Here is an 18,864-nt window from a genome sequence, read left to right as displayed (position 1 = left end):
AATTATAAATTTGTTAATTAATGAGGGTAGTAATGAACAAATTGCTCGTAGTTGATGATGATCCAGAAATTGCCTCAATGTTATGTGAATTATTAGAATTAGAAGGGTTTGAAGTCGTAATAGCTAATAATGGTGTTCAGGCTTTAGATAAATTTGATGATAGCATTGATCTTATTTTACTTGATATTATGATGCCAGAAATGAATGGGTTAAGTGTATTATCTCAACTTAGAAATAAATATACTGTTCCAGTAATTTTCTTAACAGCTAAAGATAACGAATTTGATAAAATCATTGGGCTTGAGCTTGGTGCTGATGATTATATCTTAAAGCCGTTTAATGATCGGGAGCTTATTGCTCGAATTAATGCATTATTACGTAGGAAACGTTGGGATAATATGGCTGTAACTTCTGGTGAGAAGTCAGTTCAATATACCATTGATAAACTCACCGTTAATCGAAAACAGCAATCTGTTTCATTTGATGATAAATATATTGAATTAACGGGTACTGAATTCCAAATATTATTACAACTTTTAGAAAATGCGGGAAAAATCATATCAAGAGATGATTTAAGTGAAAACGTATTAGGTAAAGAATTTTTACCATTAGCTCGTTCAATTGATGTTCATGTTTCTAATTTGCGTAAAAAACTTCCTCCTCGTAGTGATGGTTTACCATGGATTAAAACATTACGTTCAAAAGGATATCTGTTTGTTGTAGATCAAAATGATGATGTATTACAAAACTAGCTATTTCTTTATATGGTAAGAATATATGTGGATCTTTGATCGTCTAACAATTAGAATTTTCACAATATTCTTACTTACTATTGCTTTCTTTCTTATTCTGGTAATGGCCTTGCCAAAGCTAGACTCCCGAAATTTAACCTATTTAGCCAATAAAGATAAAGAAAGTGGTAATCTATTGGCTAAAGAAATCGAAAAAGATTTAACCAAGATTCCTAAAGATAGTTTCCGTTGGTGGATGAGATTCATTGTTGTAATGGATAATCATCAAAAAGCTGGGCAGCTATTATTTATTGTTACACCCAATCAACAAATTATTACAGCAGATACTAATAATATTGATTTAGTAAAAAGTTTTAGTGAAAAATCCCACGATGTTGATGATCCAGCTAAGAAAATCTATGATAACCAAGAAATTATTGGTCCTTTCTTGCTTCATTATGCTAATGAAGACTATCAATTATTTTTATTACAACCTGCATCGGATATTCAGTCTCAATTTGTTAATTTAATATTTGATCATCCTTTCTTGCTTTTGACATTAACCATGTTGGCAAGTACGCCATTCTTGTTGTGGCTATCTTGGAGTATTGCTAGGCCAGCACGTGGATTGCGGTTGGCTGCTGAGCAAGTAGCCAAAGGTAATCTACAACAGTGGCCTGAACTTGAAAAAGTTGGATCATATGAATATAAAGCCGTGGGGGCAAGTTTTAACCGCATGCTTCGAGAGTTGAAAAGGATGCAAGAGTTACAGCAACAATTGTTTTCTGATATTTCTCACGAATTGCGGACACCATTAACTCGATTGCAATTAGCAACTTCACTGCTACGTCGTAAACAAGGTGAAAGTAACGAAGTTTTACGAATAAGTGATGAAGCGATAAAGCTTGATTCAATGATTGGTGATTTATTGTCATTAGCAAGGAATCAGCATGATAATAACGAAGTTCGTGAATATAAACAGTTAGATCAATTATTTAAAAATGTTTTAGATAATGCGACTTTTGAAGCTAATCAAATTTCAAAACAATTTTCAATTCTTACTCCCCCAACTAATAATACAATTTTGTGTTATCCAACGGCGTTATGTAGCGCGCTTGAAAATGTAGTAAGGAATGCATTTCGTTATTCAAATCAGCGAATTGATGTTAATTTTGTTATTCAACAACAAACTGCAATTATCACTATTGATGATGATGGGCCAGGTGTTGCTGATAGTGAGTTAGAGCAAATATTCAGACCGTTTTATCGTACTAATGAAGCTCGTGATCGTGAGTCAGGTGGCACAGGTTTAGGTTTAGCCATTGTTTCTAACGCTATTACTCGAGATAATGGCACTGTTAAAGCAGAGAAAAGCCACTTAGGTGGACTTAGAATTGTGATAGTATTACCTCTTCAAAAATATTAACAGCTAAGAGAAATAATTGTGTCAGATGCATCTTTAAATATTGTTTTATTTGAACCTGAAATTCCTGCTAATACTGGTAATATCATTCGTTTGTGTGCTAACACTGGTTTTAATTTACATATTATTGAGCCAATGGGATTTTATTGGGATGATAAAAAATTGAGACGAGCAGGATTAGATTATCAAGAATTTGTTGATGTAAAACGTTATAAAAATATTGAGTGCTTTTTAGATGAGAACCAACTTGATTTAGCTTCTCAAGTTTATGCCTTAACGACAAAAGGTCAAAAACCACACAGTGAAGTAAATTATAAACCGGCTGACTTTTTGATGTTTGGCCCAGAAACGAGAGGTTTACCAGCAAAAATTCTTGATGCATTGCCGCAAGATAGAAAAATTCGGATTCCAATGGTTGCTAATAGCCGAAGTATGAATCTGTCTAATTCAGTTGCAGTAGTTGTTTATGAGTCATGGCGACAGCTTAATTATATCGGGGCTAAATAAATTCAAATTTTGATTTTTAATTACCAAATAAATGAAAAATTTTTGCAGATTTTTAACTCAAAAACCCCGTTCCTCAACTCAAAAATTTAACTTAAATTTTTTTACTTAAAAAAAAGAGGTCATATAGACCTCATTATTTAAATAATTATTTTGATGAATTACTATTTAACGCGAGAAACGTATTCACCTGAACGTGTATCAACTTTAAGTACTTCACCAATTTGCACAAATAAAGGAACACGTACAACTGCACCAGTTGATAATGTAGCTGGTTTACCACCAGTTCCCGCTGTATCACCTTTTAATCCTGGATCAGTTTCAATAACTTCTAATTCAACAAAGTTTGGTGGAGTAACAGCAATTGGTTGACCATTCCATAAGGTTAAAATACATTCCGCTTGATCGACTAACCATTTAGCATTGTCACCTACAGCTTTTGCATCAGCAGAAAGTTGTTCAAATGTATCATTATTCATAAAATGCCAAAACTCACCATCGGTATAAAGATAAGTTAAGTTCATATCAACGACATCAGCCGCTTCAACAGATTCTCCTGATTTAAATGTTTTATCAACAGTTTTACCAGAAAGTAATTTTTTAATTTTTACACGGTTAATTGCTTGTCCTTTACCTGGCTTGTAAAATTCATTTTCAACAATTACACACGGCTCGCCATCTTGCATTATTTTAAGACCAGCTTTAAACTCATTAGTACTATAAGATGCCATAAAAGCTCCAACTATCATTCTGAATTACAAAAATGGGTCATATTATACAGCAAAATGTTGAACAACCAAATAAAGATGAGTGGATTTTTGATCTCGCTAATGTAGTGACAGATATCAAAAAGCTTTATCATTGTCTGGATTTAGATTCTGAGGAAATTTCTTTACCCATGTTACAGGCAAGAAAGCAATTTCCACTTCGTGTGCCTATGGCTTTTATAAATCGAATGAAAAAAGGTGATCCTCAAGATCCTTTACTGCTTCAAGTACTTTGTGATGAACAGGAATTAATAAACGTACAGGGTTTTACTAAAGATCCTCTTGATGAGCAACATAACAATATTCCAGGATTACTACATAAATATCATAATCGCGCATTATTAATGACTAAAACTGCTTGTGCGATTAATTGCCGTTATTGTTTTAGGCGACATTTTCCTTATCATGATAATCAAAGTAACAAAAAGAATATTAGTTTCGCATTAGAGTATATTGCACAGCATACCGAACTTGATGAAATTATTCTTTCGGGGGGCGATCCTTTAATGGCAAAAGATCATGAAATGGCTTTTTTAATAGCTGAATTAGAGAAATTTCGTCATATTAAGCGTTTACGTATTCATAGTCGTTTAGCGGTGGTGATACCTAATCGTATTACTTCTGAGCTGTGTCGATTATTTGCAAAAACACGTTTACAAGTTGTGTTAGTTACCCATATTAATCATCCGAATGAAATTGATAATAATGTAGCTCATGCCATCAAAGATTTAAAGAAAAGTGAGGTAACAGTACTAAATCAGAGTGTTTTATTAAAAAATATTAATGATGATGCTGATGTGCTAGCGAAGTTAAGTAATAAGTTATTTTCAATTGGTATTTTACCTTATTACATCCATTTATTAGATAAAGTACAAGGTGCGGCTCATTTTTTAGTCGATGATGATGAGGCCAAAAAAATCATGCGGCAATTGACAAAAAAACTATCAGGTTATTTAGTTCCAAAATTAGCGCGTGAAGTTGGTGGTGAAGCAAGTAAGCGAGTTTTAGCTATTAGTGATTAATGAAATTTGAAAAGGTCCTTACAATTTATGTTTCAAAATCCCGTTGACGAAAAATAAAATAGACTCTATAATTCGGACCTCTTTAATTAATGCTGTGGAGTTTATACTCTACAACTTGTTGATAAATTAGATTTGGATATAAATCGTCATGAAACGCACATTTCAACCATCAGTATTAAAACGCAATAGAACTCACGGTTTCCGTGCTCGTATGGCTACTAAAAACGGTCGTCAAGTTCTTGCTCGCCGTCGCGCTAAAGGCCGTGTTCGTTTAACTGTTGCTAGCTAATTTAAAGTTGAGTGACTAAACTCACTTTTCCTCGGGAGTTACGCTTGTTAACTCCCTTTGATTTTAATCATGTATTTCAAGAATCTATTCGTGCAGGTTCGCCTTTCCTGACTCTAGTTACACGTAAAAATAATCTAAGTCATCCCAGATTAGGCTTCGCTATAGCTAAAAAACAGGTTAAAAGAGCCCATGAGCGTAATCGTATTAAACGGTTAGTCAAAGAATATTTTCGTCACCACCAACATCAGTTTCCTAATATCGATTTTATTTTGATGGCTAAACAGCCTGTTATACAATTGAATAATCAACAATTAGTTGAGACATTAGATAAACTATGTCAGCAAATCATCAAAAAAAACTAAGTAAATTAATATTAATTATCAAACAGCATGTTTATGCGGTTAAAGCTTTGATTATTAATGTTTTTGTTTTTATTATTAGTTTATATCAACGTATCATTAGTCCGTTATTTGGTCCTAAATGTCGCTTTACTCCCAGCTGTTCACAGTATGCCATAATCGCATTAAGGCGATTCGGATTGATAAAAGGTGGTTGGCTAACGGTCAAACGTGTATTAAAATGTCACCCTTTACATGAAGGAGGTGAAGATTTTGTTCCTCCTAAGAAAACTAAAACCAATAGAGAAAAACACTAATGGGATCTCAACGTAATATATTAGTCATTGCTTTACTTTTCGTTTCTTTCCTGATTTGGAAAGCGTGGGTAGATGATCATGCACCAAAACCCCCAGTTGCTAACCAATTGACACAACAAATAGGTGAAGATAGTTCAACAGCGGATTCAGTGCAAGGTAAAACTATCACAATAAAATCTGATGTATTGTCATTAACGGTTAATACCTATGGTGGCGATGTGCAATCTGCTCAATTGTTGAAATATGAGCAGTCTCTTCATTCAGGTACACCTTTCCAACTACTTACTTCTAAACCTGATTTTATTTACATTGCTGAAAGTGGGTTAACAGGTAAAGATGGTCCAGACAATGCAACTCAAGGCTCAAAAAGACCATTATATCAAACTGATCAATCTGAATATGTTTTAGCTGATGGTCAAGATGAGTTGAAGGTTCCATTTACCTATCAAGTTAATGGTGTAACTTATACTAAATATTACATCTTACATCGTGGTAATTATGCTGTTGATGTACAGTATGACGTGAACAATCAAACCCAAAGTCCGTTAGAAGTATCAATGTATGGTCAGTTGAAGCAGACTATTGAACTCCCTAAAGATGCCGTTACTGAAGGCGGTGGCGGATTAGGACTAAGCGCATTTCGCGGTACAGCTTATTCCAGTGCCAACACTAATTATAGTAAATATAGTTTCAGTGATATCAAAGATGATGCTTTAGAAGTCAAAACTGAAACTGGCTGGATTGCTATGTTGCAACACTATTTTGCTTCAGCTTGGATTCCTACGCAGGAACAAAATAATTTATTCTATTCACGTGCAACAGCTAACAATTCACAAGCAACAATTGGTTTTAAAGGTGAAACAACAGTTATTCAACCAGGTGAAACGAAATTAATTAATGCCAAATTATGGTTAGGTCCTGAAATTCAAAGTGAATTAAAAGAAACAGCTAATCATCTTGATTTAATCGTTGACTATGGTTGGTTATGGTTCTTATCTCAACCACTCTTTTACTTATTGAAATTTATCCATAGTTTTATTGGAAACTGGGGCTTTTCGATCATTGTGATCACTTTTATTGTGCGTGGTATTTTATTCCCATTAACACGAGCACAATATCGTTCAATGGCTAAAATGAAGTTATTGCAACCTCGTTTACAAGCATTAAAAGAGCGTTATGGTGATGATAGACAAAAAATGAGTATGGAAACAATGGCACTTTATAAACAAGAGAAAGTTAATCCTCTTGGTGGTTGTTTACCATTATTGATTCAAATGCCTATCTTTTTGTCATTATTTTACATGTTAGGTAATACGGTTGAGCTACGTCATGCTCCATTCGCTCTTTGGATCCATGACTTATCTGCACAAGATCCATATTATGTTTTCCCATTGTTAATGGGTGCAACTATGTTCTTAATTCAGAAGATGTCACCAACACCGGTTACCGATCCTTTACAACAAAAATTAATGACTTATATGCCATTAATCTTTACGGTATTCTTCTTATGGTTCCCATCAGGTTTAGTTTTATACTATATTGTAAGTAATTTATTTACGATTGCTCAGCAACGTATAATTTACTGGGAGCTTGAGAAAAAAGGTCTACACGAAAAGAAAAAGAAATAGTATTGCCAAAAAGGAGGATTAAGATCCTCCTTTTTAATAGTTATTTTTTGGTATTGATGTGATGAATATACAACAACAATTTAATTTAATTGGTAACGAAAAAGGTTATTGGTTTGTTAGTCAAAATTGGCGATTATGGTTGCCAAATGGCGAAGTTCCTCATGGTATTGCTAGTGAATTAGGTTTTACCAACAAACTAGCTCAACCAATTGGTGAGTGGAATGGGCAAACCGCTTGGTTGATTTGCCAAGAAATGAAAAACTCTATGTCAACGATTCGCCCCTTACTTAATAATGCTGATCAATCATTATTTAATATGGCTGGCAGGGCGGTACAATTGTCTGAGTTTTATCGTTCTCATAAATATTGTGGTTATTGTGGTCATGAGATGCATATTAGTAAAACAGAGTGGTGTTGTTTATGCAGTAATTGTCACCAACGTTATTACCCACAAATTTCCCCTTCAATTATCGTTGCTATTCGAGATAAAAATAAAATTTTATTGGCAAAGCATGTTAGGCATAATCAAGAAAATTTATATACCGTTTTAGCTGGTTTTACAGAGATTGGTGAAACAATGGAAATGACGGTTGCCCGAGAAGTGTACGAAGAGTCAAAAATAAAAATTAAAAATATTCGTTATATTGGTTCACAACCTTGGCCGTTTCCTAACTCCATGATGATGGCCTATTTAGCTGATTATGAGAGTGGTGAAATTACTATCGATAAAAATGAGTTAGTCGAGGCAAATTGGTATCATTATTCTCAATTACCTAAAATACCCGAATATGGCACGATAGCAAGACGTTTGATTGAAGATACAATTATACTTTGTCGTGAATATGATGAGTTTGGTGAGTAAAATTCATCATATTCACTTAATTAACAATTTATAAATATTCAATGGTTCTGGTTAAATCAATTTTACTTGAACCTTCTCCTACTGTTTCACAAACAGCTTTAGTCCAGTCGTTATTTTCGTTATAAGCGAAATAGGTACAAGTCTCAGTTGATTCTAACTCTTGTTCATTTTTATCATTGATGATTACATTACCTTTTGCTGATAATTTATATGTTCTAGTAATTGTTTTTTCGAGCTGATTATTAGTGTTATAAACTATATCTTTCTCTCTCACTAAAACGGGCAGTTTAGTTCGTTCATCTGATTTTATATAAGCATTATATAAAACTTGTTCAACCAGATCGCCGTTATAAATAATTTTACTATTAAAAACAATATTATTATCGGCAAAGTTGGATAAGGTTGTTTCAACTAAATGACCTTGTTCATCAAATTCATTAATGGCAACAATGTCACCATTATCATCTTTCATACCAATAATATTTTTTGAATCGTCAAAAGAAACATCGTAATTATTCCTAACATCTTTCATGCCATAAATATATTTGGCTGTATCATAGTTTATTTCGCCATATAAACCTTCAAGATCATAATTCTGTACATAACCTTGAGCATTATAATTGATCGTTTTTTCTGTCGGTCCTTGGATTTTTTGGTGTTTGATCAGTTTTTTATGAGGTAGGAGTTCTGGTTCGGTATGAAAAAGATAACTATTACTTACCAATATTGATGATTGGGATTTAAATTCATTATTTATATTTTTGTTTACAGCATTATTCTCAGTTTGGGCCTCTTGATTTTTGCTTGTACTAGAGGCGGCATTTGTTTCTGCCTTTTTTTGATTATCACATCCCGTTAATAAAAAAATAGTCAAAAAGAATAGATAGATATAATTTTTCATAATATTAGTCTCTTAATGTTAGAGTTAGAGTTTTATTTATATCTAATAAAAAAGCTTAATCAACTTCAGTATTTTATTGCAATCTTAGTCTGTTTAGAGCATAAATTTGAATTTCATTAGTATTCGTTTCTTATAGATAAGCTTTACAAATATTAGCAAATTGGAGGTCAAAGATATAGTTTTCGTCAGAATTTTTATTTTTAAATTAACAGATTACTTCGAAAAAAATGATGAGGTAAGAAAATTTAAATATTGATCATATCAATCTGCGATAAGTTGCCGATTGATATGAATCAGATAAAACCATCAATGCTCTGGGTTATTGAGCCATTGAGCTATTTGTTTGGCAAAATAAGTTAAAACCCCATCTGCACCCGCGCGTTTAAAACAGAGTAATGATTCCATGATGACAGATTTTTCATCTAACCAACCGTTTCCAATTGCGGCCATCAACATTGCATATTCTCCAGATACTTGATAGGCAAAGGTTGGTACCGCAAAAGTGTCTTTTACTTTACGAACAATATCTAGGTAAGGCAACCCAGGCTTAACCATTACCATGTCAGCACCTTCACTTAAATCTTGGTAAATTTCTTGTAATGCTTCATTAGCGTTGGCCGGATCAAGTTGATAGGTTTTTTTATTACCACCTTTAATGTTTTTTGCTGAACCTACAGCATCACGAAATGGTCCATAAAAGCTAGAGGCATATTTTGCTGAATAAGCCATTATTTGCGTATTAATAAAATCATGTGATTCTAGCCCATTACGAATTGCGCCAATTCGACCATCCATCATGTCACTGGGTGCAATAATATCAGAACCTGCTTGAGCTTGAACTAATGCTTGTTTAACCAAAGTACTAACAGATGTATCATTTAAAACATAACCACTATCATCAATAATACCGTCTTGGCCATGAGTGGTATAAGGATCGAGTGCAACATCACTTAAAATTCCGAGTTCTGGTAACTCTTTTTTTAGTGCCCTAATTGCTTTAGGAACTAATCCATTTTCGTTATAAGCTTCTTCAGCTAACAGTGATTTTTGAGAAGGCTCAATAGCAGGAAACAAAGACAATATAGGAATGCCTAATTTGGCAACTTGCTCCGCCTCTTTCACTAATACATCAACGCTCATTCTTTTAACATTGGGCATTGATGATACAGATTGAATAATATTTTTCCCTTCAACGATAAATACTGGATAAATCAAATCATCAACTGTTAAACGATTTTCTGCAACTAGGCGACGACTAAAATCATGAGCACGATTACGACGTAATCGTCTTTGGGGATATTGACCGGTAAAGACTGATGACATATAAATACCTATATTTTTGATTAAACGGTCTTATTATCTGACTCAAAAGTAAGATTAGCAAATAATTTGTTATGTCGTAATTATACGATATTTTACTTTACAACTTATATGATTTAGAGGTAAAATTGCGCACTAATTTTTAGTCCCTTGTGATATTAACCAAATTTGAGGTGAGAGGCACATGCCAGTAATTAAAGTACGTGAAAATGAACCTTTCGATGTAGCATTACGTCGTTTTAAACGTTCTTGCGAAAAAGCAGGAGTTTTAGCTGAAGTTCGTAACCGTGAATTTTACGAAAAACCAACAACTATTCGTAAACGCGCAAAAGCAGCTGCTGTTAAACGCCACGCTAAGAAATTAGAAAGAGAAAACGCTCGTCGCACTCGTCTATATTAATATTTATACTGAAAATTTAATTTATTTATTTTTTTAATATAAAAATTTTAACAAGCCGTACTTTTACTACGGCTTGTTGTCTTTGTGTAATGCCATAAATGGTTGAATTTTATCATGAAAGGTCTTATTCCTCGCGATTTTATTTTAGATTTGCTTGCCCGCACAAATATCCTTGATGTGATAGGTAAGCGCGTTAAAATGAAAAAAAAAGGAAATAACTATTTTGGTTGTTGTCCTTTTCATGATGAGAAAACCGCTTCTTTCTCATTAAGCGAAAAAAAGCAGATTTACTATTGTTTTGGATGTGGCGCGACTGGATCTGCAGTAAATTTTTTGATGCAATATGAGCGATTGTCTTTTCCTGAGGCAATTGAAGAGATAGCTAGTATGCAAGGAATCCGTGTTCCATACACGGATAACGAAAATAATCAAGCTGATGCATCAAAGCAAATTGAATCTCGTAATGTTCGTCGAGATCTTTATTCATTGATGTCTAAAATAACTGATTTCTACCAGCAGCAATTAGCATTATCGACTTCGGTAGATGCTCAAAAGTATCTTGAACAACGCGGATTAAACGCAGAGATTATAGCTAGGTATAAAATCGGTTATGCACCTAATTCAAAACAACTAACTTTTCAAAATATAGTTAAGACTGAAAATGAAGTGGTGCTATATGACAAGGCAGGGATGTCTGTCAATAACGATATAGGTAATCGATATGATCGCTTTCGTGGGCGTATCATGTTCCCGATTCGCGATAGACAAGGTAATGTTATCGCTTTTGGTGGAAGGACGATCTTCAATGAGTCGGCGAAATATCTAAATTCACCTGAAACTCCTATTTTTCATAAAGGTTTTCAATTATATGGACTTTATGAAGCTCAAGAAACTAATCGTAATTTAAAGCAATTAATCATTGTTGAAGGTTATATGGATGTTGTTTCTCTTGCACAGTACGGTATTGATTACGCTGTAGCTGCTTTAGGAACAGCAACATCAGAAGAGCATATTAAGCTTCTATTTAGAGCAACAGATTCCGTCATATTTTGTTACGATGGTGATAAAGCCGGGCGAAATGCTGCATGGCGAGCGCTTAATGTATTACTACCTTGTTTGATTGATGGTAAAGATATAACTTTTGCTTTTTTACCACAAGATGAAGATCCAGATAGTTACGTGCGTAAAGTCGGAAAAGATGGCTTTGAAGATTACATAAAAAAGGCGCCTAACTTATCTGAATTTTTGTTCGATGAGTTATTAAAACAGGTCGATTTAAAATCAGCTGAAGGTAAAGCTAAATTGAGTTCACTTGCTATTCCTTTACTTGAACAGGTAAAAGCAAAAGTATTTAGACTTAATTTACTTCAAAAATTAGGGCGTTATTTGGGGCTATTGGATCTATCCCAAATTGAACAATTAATCGCGAATAATAATATAAGCGAAAATAGAACTATTGATTCAGCACCTGTGCCAAAAATGAAATTGACCACTATGCGGATTTTAATTGGTTTGTTACTTCAATATCCAAATCTAGCTAAGATGGTATCTGATATTAACGTTATGAGGCAAGTTAACTTAGCGGGAATTGATATATTTATTGAACTACTTGAATTATGCCAACAATATCCAAATATAACTACAGCACAAATATTAACTGAATGTATTAACCGACCATATAATAAACAGCTAAGTCGTTTAGCAACCTGGGAGTACCATTACCAAGATGATGAAATAGAATCAATTTTTTCTAATACTTTAAAAGAGTTATATGATAATATACTCGCCCAAAGGCAAGATGAACTGATCGCAAAAGAGAGAGTCTCCGGATTAAGTACCGCAGAGAAAAAAGAATTAGCGACACTAATACTTGTTTTATCAAAAAAAGACTAAATATATAGGGTATGTGTAGAAAAATACTTTTTATTCTGCACATATAATACACATGACCGAATAACTAAATGGTGATACTTTATGGAGCAAAATTCTCAATCACAGTTAAAACTCCTAATTATACGGGGTAAGGAGCTGGGATACCTGACCTATGCTGACGTCAATGATCACTTGCCTGAAGAAATCATTGATTCAGATCAGATTGAAGATATTATCCAAATGATCAATGATATGGGGATTCAAGTACTTGAAGAAGCTCCAGACTCAGATGAATTATTACTTTCAGATAATGTTCCAGATGAAGAGGCAGTTGAAGCAGCAACAGCATTAGTTTTATCTAATGTAGAATCAGAAATAGGTCGAACTACTGACCCAGTACGTATGTATATGCGTGAAATGGGTGCGGTTGAACTATTAACCCGTGAAGGCGAAATTGATATCGCAAAACGTATTGAAGATGGGATTAACCAAGTTCAAACCTCAGTATCTGAATATCCAGAAGCCATTACTTATCTCTTAGAACAATATAATTTAATCGAAAGCGGCGAAGTTCGCTTGTCCGACCTTATTACTGGTTTTGTCGATCCGAATGCTGAAGAGTCAGAAGAAGAACTTCCTGAAGAATTGGAAGACGGTGAAGAAGAGATTGATATTGACGATAGTGATGATGAAAGTGAAGAAGAAAGTGATTCTTCAGCTGATGATGATGTCTCTATCGATCCAGAAGTAGCAAAAGCGAAATTTGCTGAATTACAAGAGCAACATGATAAAACTTCTGCAGCAATTAAAAAATATGGACGTGCTCATAAAAAAGCACAACAAGAAATTGAAAATCTATCTGAAGTTTTCAAACAATTCCGATTAGTTGGCAAGCAGTTTGATATTCTTGTTAATAATATGAGAAGTATGATGGATCGAGTAAGATCTCATGAGCGTATTATTATGCGAATTTGTGTCGAACAATGTAAAATGCCGAAAAAACAGTTTATGACTCATTTTACTGGCAATGAAAATAGCATGGACTGGTATAAAAAAGCGAGTACTGGTAAAGGTGCATTTGCTGCTAAATTAAAAGAATTTGAATCATCAATTGAAGAGCAAATTAAAGCTTTACAGCAAATTGAAACAGAAACTAATCTTTCTATCGAACAAATCAAAGATATTAATAGAAGAATGTCTATTGGTGAAGCTAAAGCTCGTCGAGCCAAGAAAGAGATGGTTGAAGCAAACTTACGTTTAGTTATCTCTATTGCTAAAAAGTATACTAATCGTGGTTTACAGTTCCTAGACCTTATTCAAGAAGGTAATATTGGTTTGATGAAAGCGGTTGATAAGTTTGAATATCGCCGAGGGTATAAATTCTCAACCTATGCAACGTGGTGGATTAGACAAGCTATCACTCGTTCAATTGCTGACCAAGCAAGAACAATTCGTATCCCGGTGCATATGATTGAGACAATTAATAAACTAAATCGTATTTCTCGTCAAATGCTTCAGGAAATTGGGCGTGAACCAACACCAGAAGAGTTATCTGACCGCATGCAAATGCCTGAAGAGAAAATTCGTAAAGTACTAAAAATCGCAAAAGAACCAATTTCAATGGAAACACCAGTCGGTGATGATGAAGATTCACACTTAGGTGATTTTATTGAGGATACTGCACTTGAGCAACCACTAGATGCAGCTACATCGGAAAGTTTACGTAGTGCAACACGTGATATTTTATCTGGTCTAACACCACGTGAAGCAAAAGTCTTACGTATGCGATTTGGTATTGATATGAATACAGACCATACTCTTGAAGAAGTAGGTAAACAATTTGATGTAACGCGTGAACGTATCCGTCAAATTGAGGCTAAAGCATTACGTAAATTACGTCATCCTAGCCGATCTGATGTTCTTAGAAGTTTCTTGGAATAAATTATAACTTTAGCTAAATCGCCACTTATGTGGCGATTTTTTTAACTTATCAAGCCAATATCATGAATATACTTCAACGATTTAAAATTGATCCCTTCTTGCTGACTTTGATTTGCGTTGTCACTACAGCAAGTATTTTTCCATGTAAAGGACAAGCAAAAGTGTTATTTGAAAATCTTACAACTTTTGCTATTGGTCTATTGTTTTTTATGCATGGTGCAAAACTGTCGTTTGATGCGATAGTTGTTGGTATAAAAAATTGGCGATTGCATCTGTTGATATTTACTACTACCTTTGTAGTATTCCCTATTTTAGGGGTGATGATGCAGGTACTGGTTCCAACTTTTTTATCAGAAGATCTTTATTTAGGCTTTGTATATCTTTGTGTCCTACCAGCTACCGTTCAGTCAGCCATAGCCTTTACATCAATTGCAAAAGGCAATGTTGCTGCTGCAATCTGTAGTGCTTCTGCATCGACCCTATTAGGTGTCTTTATCACGCCGGTATTAGTTGGATTATTAATTCATACTCAAGCTGCTGCTTCAATGAATATATTAGATGCCATTGAATCTATTATGCTTAAACTGATGGTGCCATTTATTGTCGGTCATTTATCAAGACGTTTTATTGGTAAATGGGTTGATAAATATAAAGGTGTAATTTCTAAGACCGATCGTATATCGATATTATTAGTTGTTTATGTGGCTTTTAGTGATGCAGTGGTTAATGGTATTTGGTCGAAAGTCAGCTTTTTATCTCTTTTAGAAATCATTGTGTATTCAATCATCTTATTAACTATTGTGTTATTAATTACGACTTATAGCTCGAGATTCTTGGGTTTTAACAAAGAGGATGAAATTACTATTGTATTTTGTGGCTCTAAAAAAAGTTTAGCGAGTGGTATTCCAATGGCTAGTGTAATTTTTCCTATGTCTATAACAGGCATAATAATTTTACCGCTAATGATTTTCCATCAAGTACAATTAATGATCTGCGCTGTTTTAGCTTCTCATTACGCGAAAAGAAAAATATAAAAATTGTTTTGCTCATTGGGTTATTCTCAAGGATAATAGAAGCGCTATTAACAACAGAAAGATATATTATGTTTCATCTATTTGCTGATTTAGAATTTTCTACGATTATATTACTAGTTTTAGCGCTATTTTTTGTTCTTTTTTATGAGGCAATTAATGGATTTCATGATACCGCAAATGCAGTTGCGACAGTAATATATACTAGAGCATTAAAAGAACAGCTCGCTGTTTTTATGGCTGGTATGTTTAACTTTTTTGGGGTATTACTTGGCGGGCTTAGTGTTGCTTATGCAATCGTTCACCTTTTACCTACTGATTTATTACTTAATGTAAGTTCTTCTCATGGACTTGCGATGGTCTTTTCAATTTTATTTGCTGCTATCATTTGGAATTTGGGTACTTGGTATGTAGGTATTCCTGCTTCTAGTTCTCATACTTTAATTGGTGCAATTATTGGTGTTGCATTGGCCAATGCATTTATTATGGATACATCTATCATTGATGCACTTAATATTCCAAAAATGATACAAATTTTCCTATCATTAATTATTTCACCAATTGTTGGTCTTGTTATCGCTGGATTAATGATTTTTTTATTACGAAAATATTGGACCCGTAAAGGTCAAGGTAAAAAACGTAGTAAAAAAAGAGAACGAATTTTTATGACACCAGAACAGCGTGAAAAGCTATATGGTAAAAAGAAACCGCCATTTTGGATTCGTATTATGCTTATTATTTCAGCCGCTGGTGTAAGTTTCTCGCATGGCGCAAATGATGGGCAAAAAGGTATTGGTTTATTGATGTTAGTATTGATGGGCATTGCACCCGCTGGTTTTATTGTTAACATGGGGGCATCAACTTATGAAATTACCAATACCAGAAATGCGATTCATAATATTGAAGAGTACTTTATCACTCATAATGATGATCTCAATACAGTAATTGGTAAACAATCAGCAGTTGATACTGCAACTCCTGAAAATGATTTAAATAAATATCATTGTGATTATTCTCGATCCTTCACTACGTTAAGTATTGCTAACAATTTGTTCAATAAAATTAACGATTATGGTTCGCTTAATGTAGATCAACGTTCTCAAACTAGACGTATTTTATTATGTTTATCTGATACGGTATCTCATGTTGCTAAACAACCAAATGTATCAGCAGAAGATAAACAGTACCTAAAATCATTAAATAATGATTTATTAAAAACAATTGAATATGCACCAATTTGGATAATTATCGGAGTAGCTTCAGCACTTGCAGTTGGTACAATGATTGGTTGGCGGCGAGTAGCTATTACTATTGGTGAAAAGATTGGTAAAAAGGGAATGACCTATGCACAAGGGGTTTCAGCTCAAATTACTACAGCGTTATCAATTGGTATAGCAAGCTATACAGGAATGCCTGTATCGACAACACAAGTCCTTTCTTCATCTGTTGCAGGTACGATGATTGTCGATGGTGGAGGAGTGCAAAGTAAAACGATAAAAAATATTGCATTAACCTGGGTTCTTACTTTACCTATTTCAATTTTGTTATCTGGGTCACTTTTTTGGCTTGCTCAAAAATTAATTTAGTAGTAAAAAGGAAGAATAAAATCTTAATTTAATTAGAGCGTCAAAATAGGAAGGAGTGAATATTATGGCTTATAAACACATTTTAGTCGCAGTGGATTTATCACCTGAAAGTGAAGTTCTTGTTGAAAAAGCAGTCTCAATGGCTAGACCATATAATGCTCAAATATCACTCATTCATGTGGGCATCAATTACTCTGACCTTTATACAGGCCTAGTTGATATTAATATGAATGATATGAAAGATCGTATCACTGAAGATGCCCATATTGCATTAAATAAATTAGCTGATGATGCAGGTTATCCAATTGCACATACTCTTTCTGGTAATGGTGAATTTGGACAAGTATTAATTGAAGCTATCCACGAATATGGTGCAGATCTAGTTGTTTGTGGTCATCACCAAGATTTTTGGAGTAAATTAATGTCTTCAGCACGCCAGCTAATTAATAATACCCATATCGATACATTGATTGTTCCTTTGAAAGATGATGAGCCATCCGAAGAACCATCTAAATGAAACATACGATATGAACCCGCCTTGTAGCGGGTTTTTTTATATATTTTTATCTAAAATTTAGATAGTTATATTTTCAAACAAGTTGTATATATTTTGGCACCTATTTTTCTTTTCATTCAATATCGTTATACACTTGTAATTATTATGAAGGAGATTGGATATGAATATTGCTTTAGTTACTGGTGCTTCTTCTGGCTTTGGTAAAGCAATTTGCCGAAAACTTATTACTGATGGTTATAAAGTAATTGGTGCAGCCAGACGACTTGATAAATTACAAAAACTTGCACAAGAATTAGGTGATAATTTTTTACCGCTAACTCTTGATGTGACAAAAAAAGACTCTGTTGAAACAATTTTGTTACAGCTGCCTAAAGAGTTTCAGCCTATCGATATATTAATTAACAATGCAGGATTAGCTTTAGGTTTAGCACCAGCATATGAAGCTGATTACAATGATTGGGAAACAATGATTGAAACCAATGTTATTGGATTAGTGCATTTAACATATCAAATATTACCTGGCATGGTAGAGCGTAACTATGGTTATATTATTAATCTTGGATCAGTAGCCGGTACATATCCGTATAAAGGTGGAAATGTTTACGGTGCAACAAAAGCATTTGTTAAGCAGTTTAGTGCTAATTTAAGAACAGATTTATTGGGTAAAAAAATCAGAGTAACAAATATCGAACCCGGATTATGTGGAGGAACAGAGTTTTCCAATGTCCGATTCCATGGTAATGACGAAAAAGCTGCTGCGGTTTATAAAGATGTGGATTTTATTACACCAGAAGATATTGCCAATACCGTCTCATGGTTAGTTAATACACCAAATCATTTTAATGTGAATTCAATTGAAATTATGCCGGTCGCACAAGCTTCAGCAGGGTTATCAGTTTGCAAAGAAGTTTAAGGTGAAATTAAATTACCATTATATGATACCGAGGTTTTAAAAAAATAATAAAAAAGTGAATTGAAAAACAAAATAGACTTGCACTTATGTTAATGGATTGCTATTCTTCTTATTTGTGATTTTGATTGAGGTTTTAGCAATGACATTTTCAGAAGTAACAAAAACATTTGCGACAAGCTTACCTGGTACCGATTCGTATGTAAAACTACGTAAGGCTATGAGGTCATTAATCCAAGAAGATCCGAATAACGCATCGGTTTACTTTTTAATCTTTGGATTTGCTCGCACTTATGTGATGTTATATGAAGATCAGGAAGTTTCACCACAATTTGCTGAAGACAATCAAAAATTAATGTTATCGTATCTCAACATACTTGATGAGGCATTACAAAAACAAAATGCCGAAAGTATCTATCAAGCCTTAAATAAGGTAGTGAATGAATACGAAAACAGCAAAAAGGTATTTTAATTATTTACAGCCTGACATGAAAATGTCGGGCTG

20 protein-coding genes are annotated in these 18,864 nt (G+C 33.8%); 17 read left to right on the top strand and 3 right to left on the bottom strand.

All coding sequences use genetic code 11. The features are described from left to right. Positions 1–32 precede the first annotated feature (32 nt). From GYM76_RS08195 to trmL, 3 genes are read left to right on the top strand one after another with little or no spacing between them, the layout of a single operon-like run. Positions 33–752: a response regulator gene (locus GYM76_RS08195; RefSeq protein WP_065562357.1), complete on the top strand. Its 720-nt coding sequence runs from the start codon at positions 33–35 to the stop codon at positions 750–752. A gap of 31 nt (positions 753–783) precedes the next feature. Next, positions 784–2,157 (top strand): envelope stress sensor histidine kinase CpxA, encoded by a 1,374-nt coding sequence (gene cpxA, locus GYM76_RS08190; RefSeq protein WP_255561413.1) that lies wholly within the window; start codon positions 784–786, stop codon positions 2,155–2,157. 18 nt (positions 2,158–2,175) lie between these two features. Next, positions 2,176–2,661 carry a tRNA (uridine(34)/cytosine(34)/5-carboxymethylaminomethyluridine(34)-2'-O)-methyltransferase TrmL gene (gene trmL, locus GYM76_RS08185; protein ID WP_220225142.1) on the top strand — a complete coding sequence of 162 codons (486 nt, stop codon included), beginning with the start codon at positions 2,176–2,178 and terminating at the stop codon, positions 2,659–2,661. Positions 2,662–2,822: 161 nt separating this feature from the next. Here trmL and efp read toward each other — a convergent pair whose 3' ends face one another. Then, complete coding sequence (efp, locus tag GYM76_RS08180; RefSeq protein ID WP_034882790.1) at positions 2,823–3,389, bottom strand: elongation factor P; 567 nt, start codon at positions 3,387–3,389, stop codon at positions 2,823–2,825. Positions 3,390–3,421: 32 nt separating this feature from the next. Here efp and epmB point away from each other — a divergent pair, with 32 nt between their 5' ends. The 6 genes from epmB (at position 3,422) to nudC (ending at position 7,881) form a co-directional block, all read left to right on the top strand. Next, positions 3,422–4,447, top strand: a complete 1,026-nt coding sequence (epmB, locus tag GYM76_RS08175) for an EF-P beta-lysylation protein EpmB (protein ID WP_220225141.1) — start codon at positions 3,422–3,424, stop codon at positions 4,445–4,447. A 148-nt stretch (positions 4,448–4,595) separates the two neighbouring features. Beyond that, the gene (rpmH, locus tag GYM76_RS08170) at positions 4,596–4,736 is read left to right on the top strand and encodes a 50S ribosomal protein L34 (protein WP_025314679.1); all 141 of its coding nucleotides are present in this window, start codon (positions 4,596–4,598) and stop codon (positions 4,734–4,736) included. An 11-nt stretch (positions 4,737–4,747) separates the two neighbouring features. After that, a complete protein-coding gene (gene rnpA / locus GYM76_RS08165) occupies positions 4,748–5,098 on the top strand; it encodes a ribonuclease P protein component (protein ID WP_267338196.1) in 351 nt (116 codons plus the stop codon). Next, complete coding sequence (yidD, locus tag GYM76_RS08160) at positions 5,071–5,391, top strand: membrane protein insertion efficiency factor YidD (RefSeq protein ID WP_220225139.1); 321 nt, start codon at positions 5,071–5,073, stop codon at positions 5,389–5,391. Before rnpA ends, yidD begins: the two co-directional genes overlap by 28 nt. Further along, on the top strand, positions 5,391–7,019 hold the full coding sequence (yidC, locus tag GYM76_RS08155) for a membrane protein insertase YidC (RefSeq protein WP_220225138.1): 1,629 nt from the start codon (positions 5,391–5,393) through the stop codon (positions 7,017–7,019). The genes yidD and yidC overlap by 1 nt, the downstream gene beginning before the upstream one ends. Positions 7,020–7,080: 61 nt before the next feature. Continuing rightward, complete coding sequence (gene nudC / locus GYM76_RS08150) at positions 7,081–7,881, top strand: NAD(+) diphosphatase (protein WP_220225137.1); 801 nt, start codon at positions 7,081–7,083, stop codon at positions 7,879–7,881. A 28-nt stretch (positions 7,882–7,909) separates the two neighbouring features. On the opposite strand, the gene GYM76_RS08145 is transcribed toward nudC, so the two are convergent. Both GYM76_RS08145 and hemB read right to left on the bottom strand, forming a co-directional pair. Next, the gene (locus GYM76_RS08145; RefSeq protein ID WP_065562350.1) at positions 7,910–8,782 is read right to left on the bottom strand and encodes a hypothetical protein; all 873 of its coding nucleotides are present in this window, start codon (positions 8,780–8,782) and stop codon (positions 7,910–7,912) included. A 306-nt stretch (positions 8,783–9,088) separates the two neighbouring features. Beyond that, positions 9,089–10,105, bottom strand: a complete 1,017-nt coding sequence (gene hemB / locus GYM76_RS08140) for a porphobilinogen synthase (RefSeq protein ID WP_065734799.1) — start codon at positions 10,103–10,105, stop codon at positions 9,089–9,091. Between the two features lie 181 nt (positions 10,106–10,286). Here hemB and rpsU point away from each other — a divergent pair, with 181 nt between their 5' ends. The 8 genes from rpsU to GYM76_RS08100 all read left to right on the top strand — a co-directional run bounded on the left by rpsU (position 10,287) and on the right by GYM76_RS08100 (position 18,831). Continuing rightward, complete coding sequence (rpsU, locus tag GYM76_RS08135) at positions 10,287–10,502, top strand: 30S ribosomal protein S21 (RefSeq protein WP_034882800.1); 216 nt, start codon at positions 10,287–10,289, stop codon at positions 10,500–10,502. A 114-nt stretch (positions 10,503–10,616) separates the two neighbouring features. Then, a complete protein-coding gene (gene dnaG, locus GYM76_RS08130; RefSeq protein ID WP_220225136.1) occupies positions 10,617–12,395 on the top strand; it encodes a DNA primase in 1,779 nt (592 codons plus the stop codon). Positions 12,396–12,476: 81 nt separating this feature from the next. Then, positions 12,477–14,315 carry an RNA polymerase sigma factor RpoD gene (gene rpoD, locus GYM76_RS08125; RefSeq protein ID WP_065562347.1) on the top strand — a complete coding sequence of 613 codons (1,839 nt, stop codon included), beginning with the start codon at positions 12,477–12,479 and terminating at the stop codon, positions 14,313–14,315. Positions 14,316–14,377: 62 nt separating this feature from the next. Further along, on the top strand, positions 14,378–15,349 hold the full coding sequence (locus tag GYM76_RS08120) for a bile acid:sodium symporter family protein (protein ID WP_220225135.1): 972 nt from the start codon (positions 14,378–14,380) through the stop codon (positions 15,347–15,349). Positions 15,350–15,417: 68 nt separating this feature from the next. Further along, on the top strand, positions 15,418–16,932 hold the full coding sequence (pitA, locus tag GYM76_RS08115; protein ID WP_065562346.1) for an inorganic phosphate transporter PitA: 1,515 nt from the start codon (positions 15,418–15,420) through the stop codon (positions 16,930–16,932). Between the two features lie 64 nt (positions 16,933–16,996). Then, positions 16,997–17,449: a universal stress protein UspA gene (gene uspA / locus GYM76_RS08110; protein WP_065562345.1), complete on the top strand. Its 453-nt coding sequence runs from the start codon at positions 16,997–16,999 to the stop codon at positions 17,447–17,449. Positions 17,450–17,609: 160 nt separating this feature from the next. Beyond that, positions 17,610–18,362 carry an SDR family oxidoreductase gene (locus tag GYM76_RS08105; RefSeq protein WP_220225134.1) on the top strand — a complete coding sequence of 251 codons (753 nt, stop codon included), beginning with the start codon at positions 17,610–17,612 and terminating at the stop codon, positions 18,360–18,362. A 139-nt stretch (positions 18,363–18,501) separates the two neighbouring features. Further along, entirely contained in the window at positions 18,502–18,831 is a 330-nt protein-coding gene (locus GYM76_RS08100) for a hypothetical protein (protein ID WP_065562343.1), read from the top strand. The last annotated feature ends 33 nt before the right edge of the window (positions 18,832–18,864 follow it).

It is taken from the genome of Gilliamella sp. ESL0443, assembly GCF_019469165.1.
Classification (GTDB): Bacteria; Pseudomonadota; Gammaproteobacteria; order Enterobacterales; family Orbaceae; genus Gilliamella; species Gilliamella apicola_E.
This window is presented reverse-complemented; position numbering and strand designations above follow the sequence as displayed.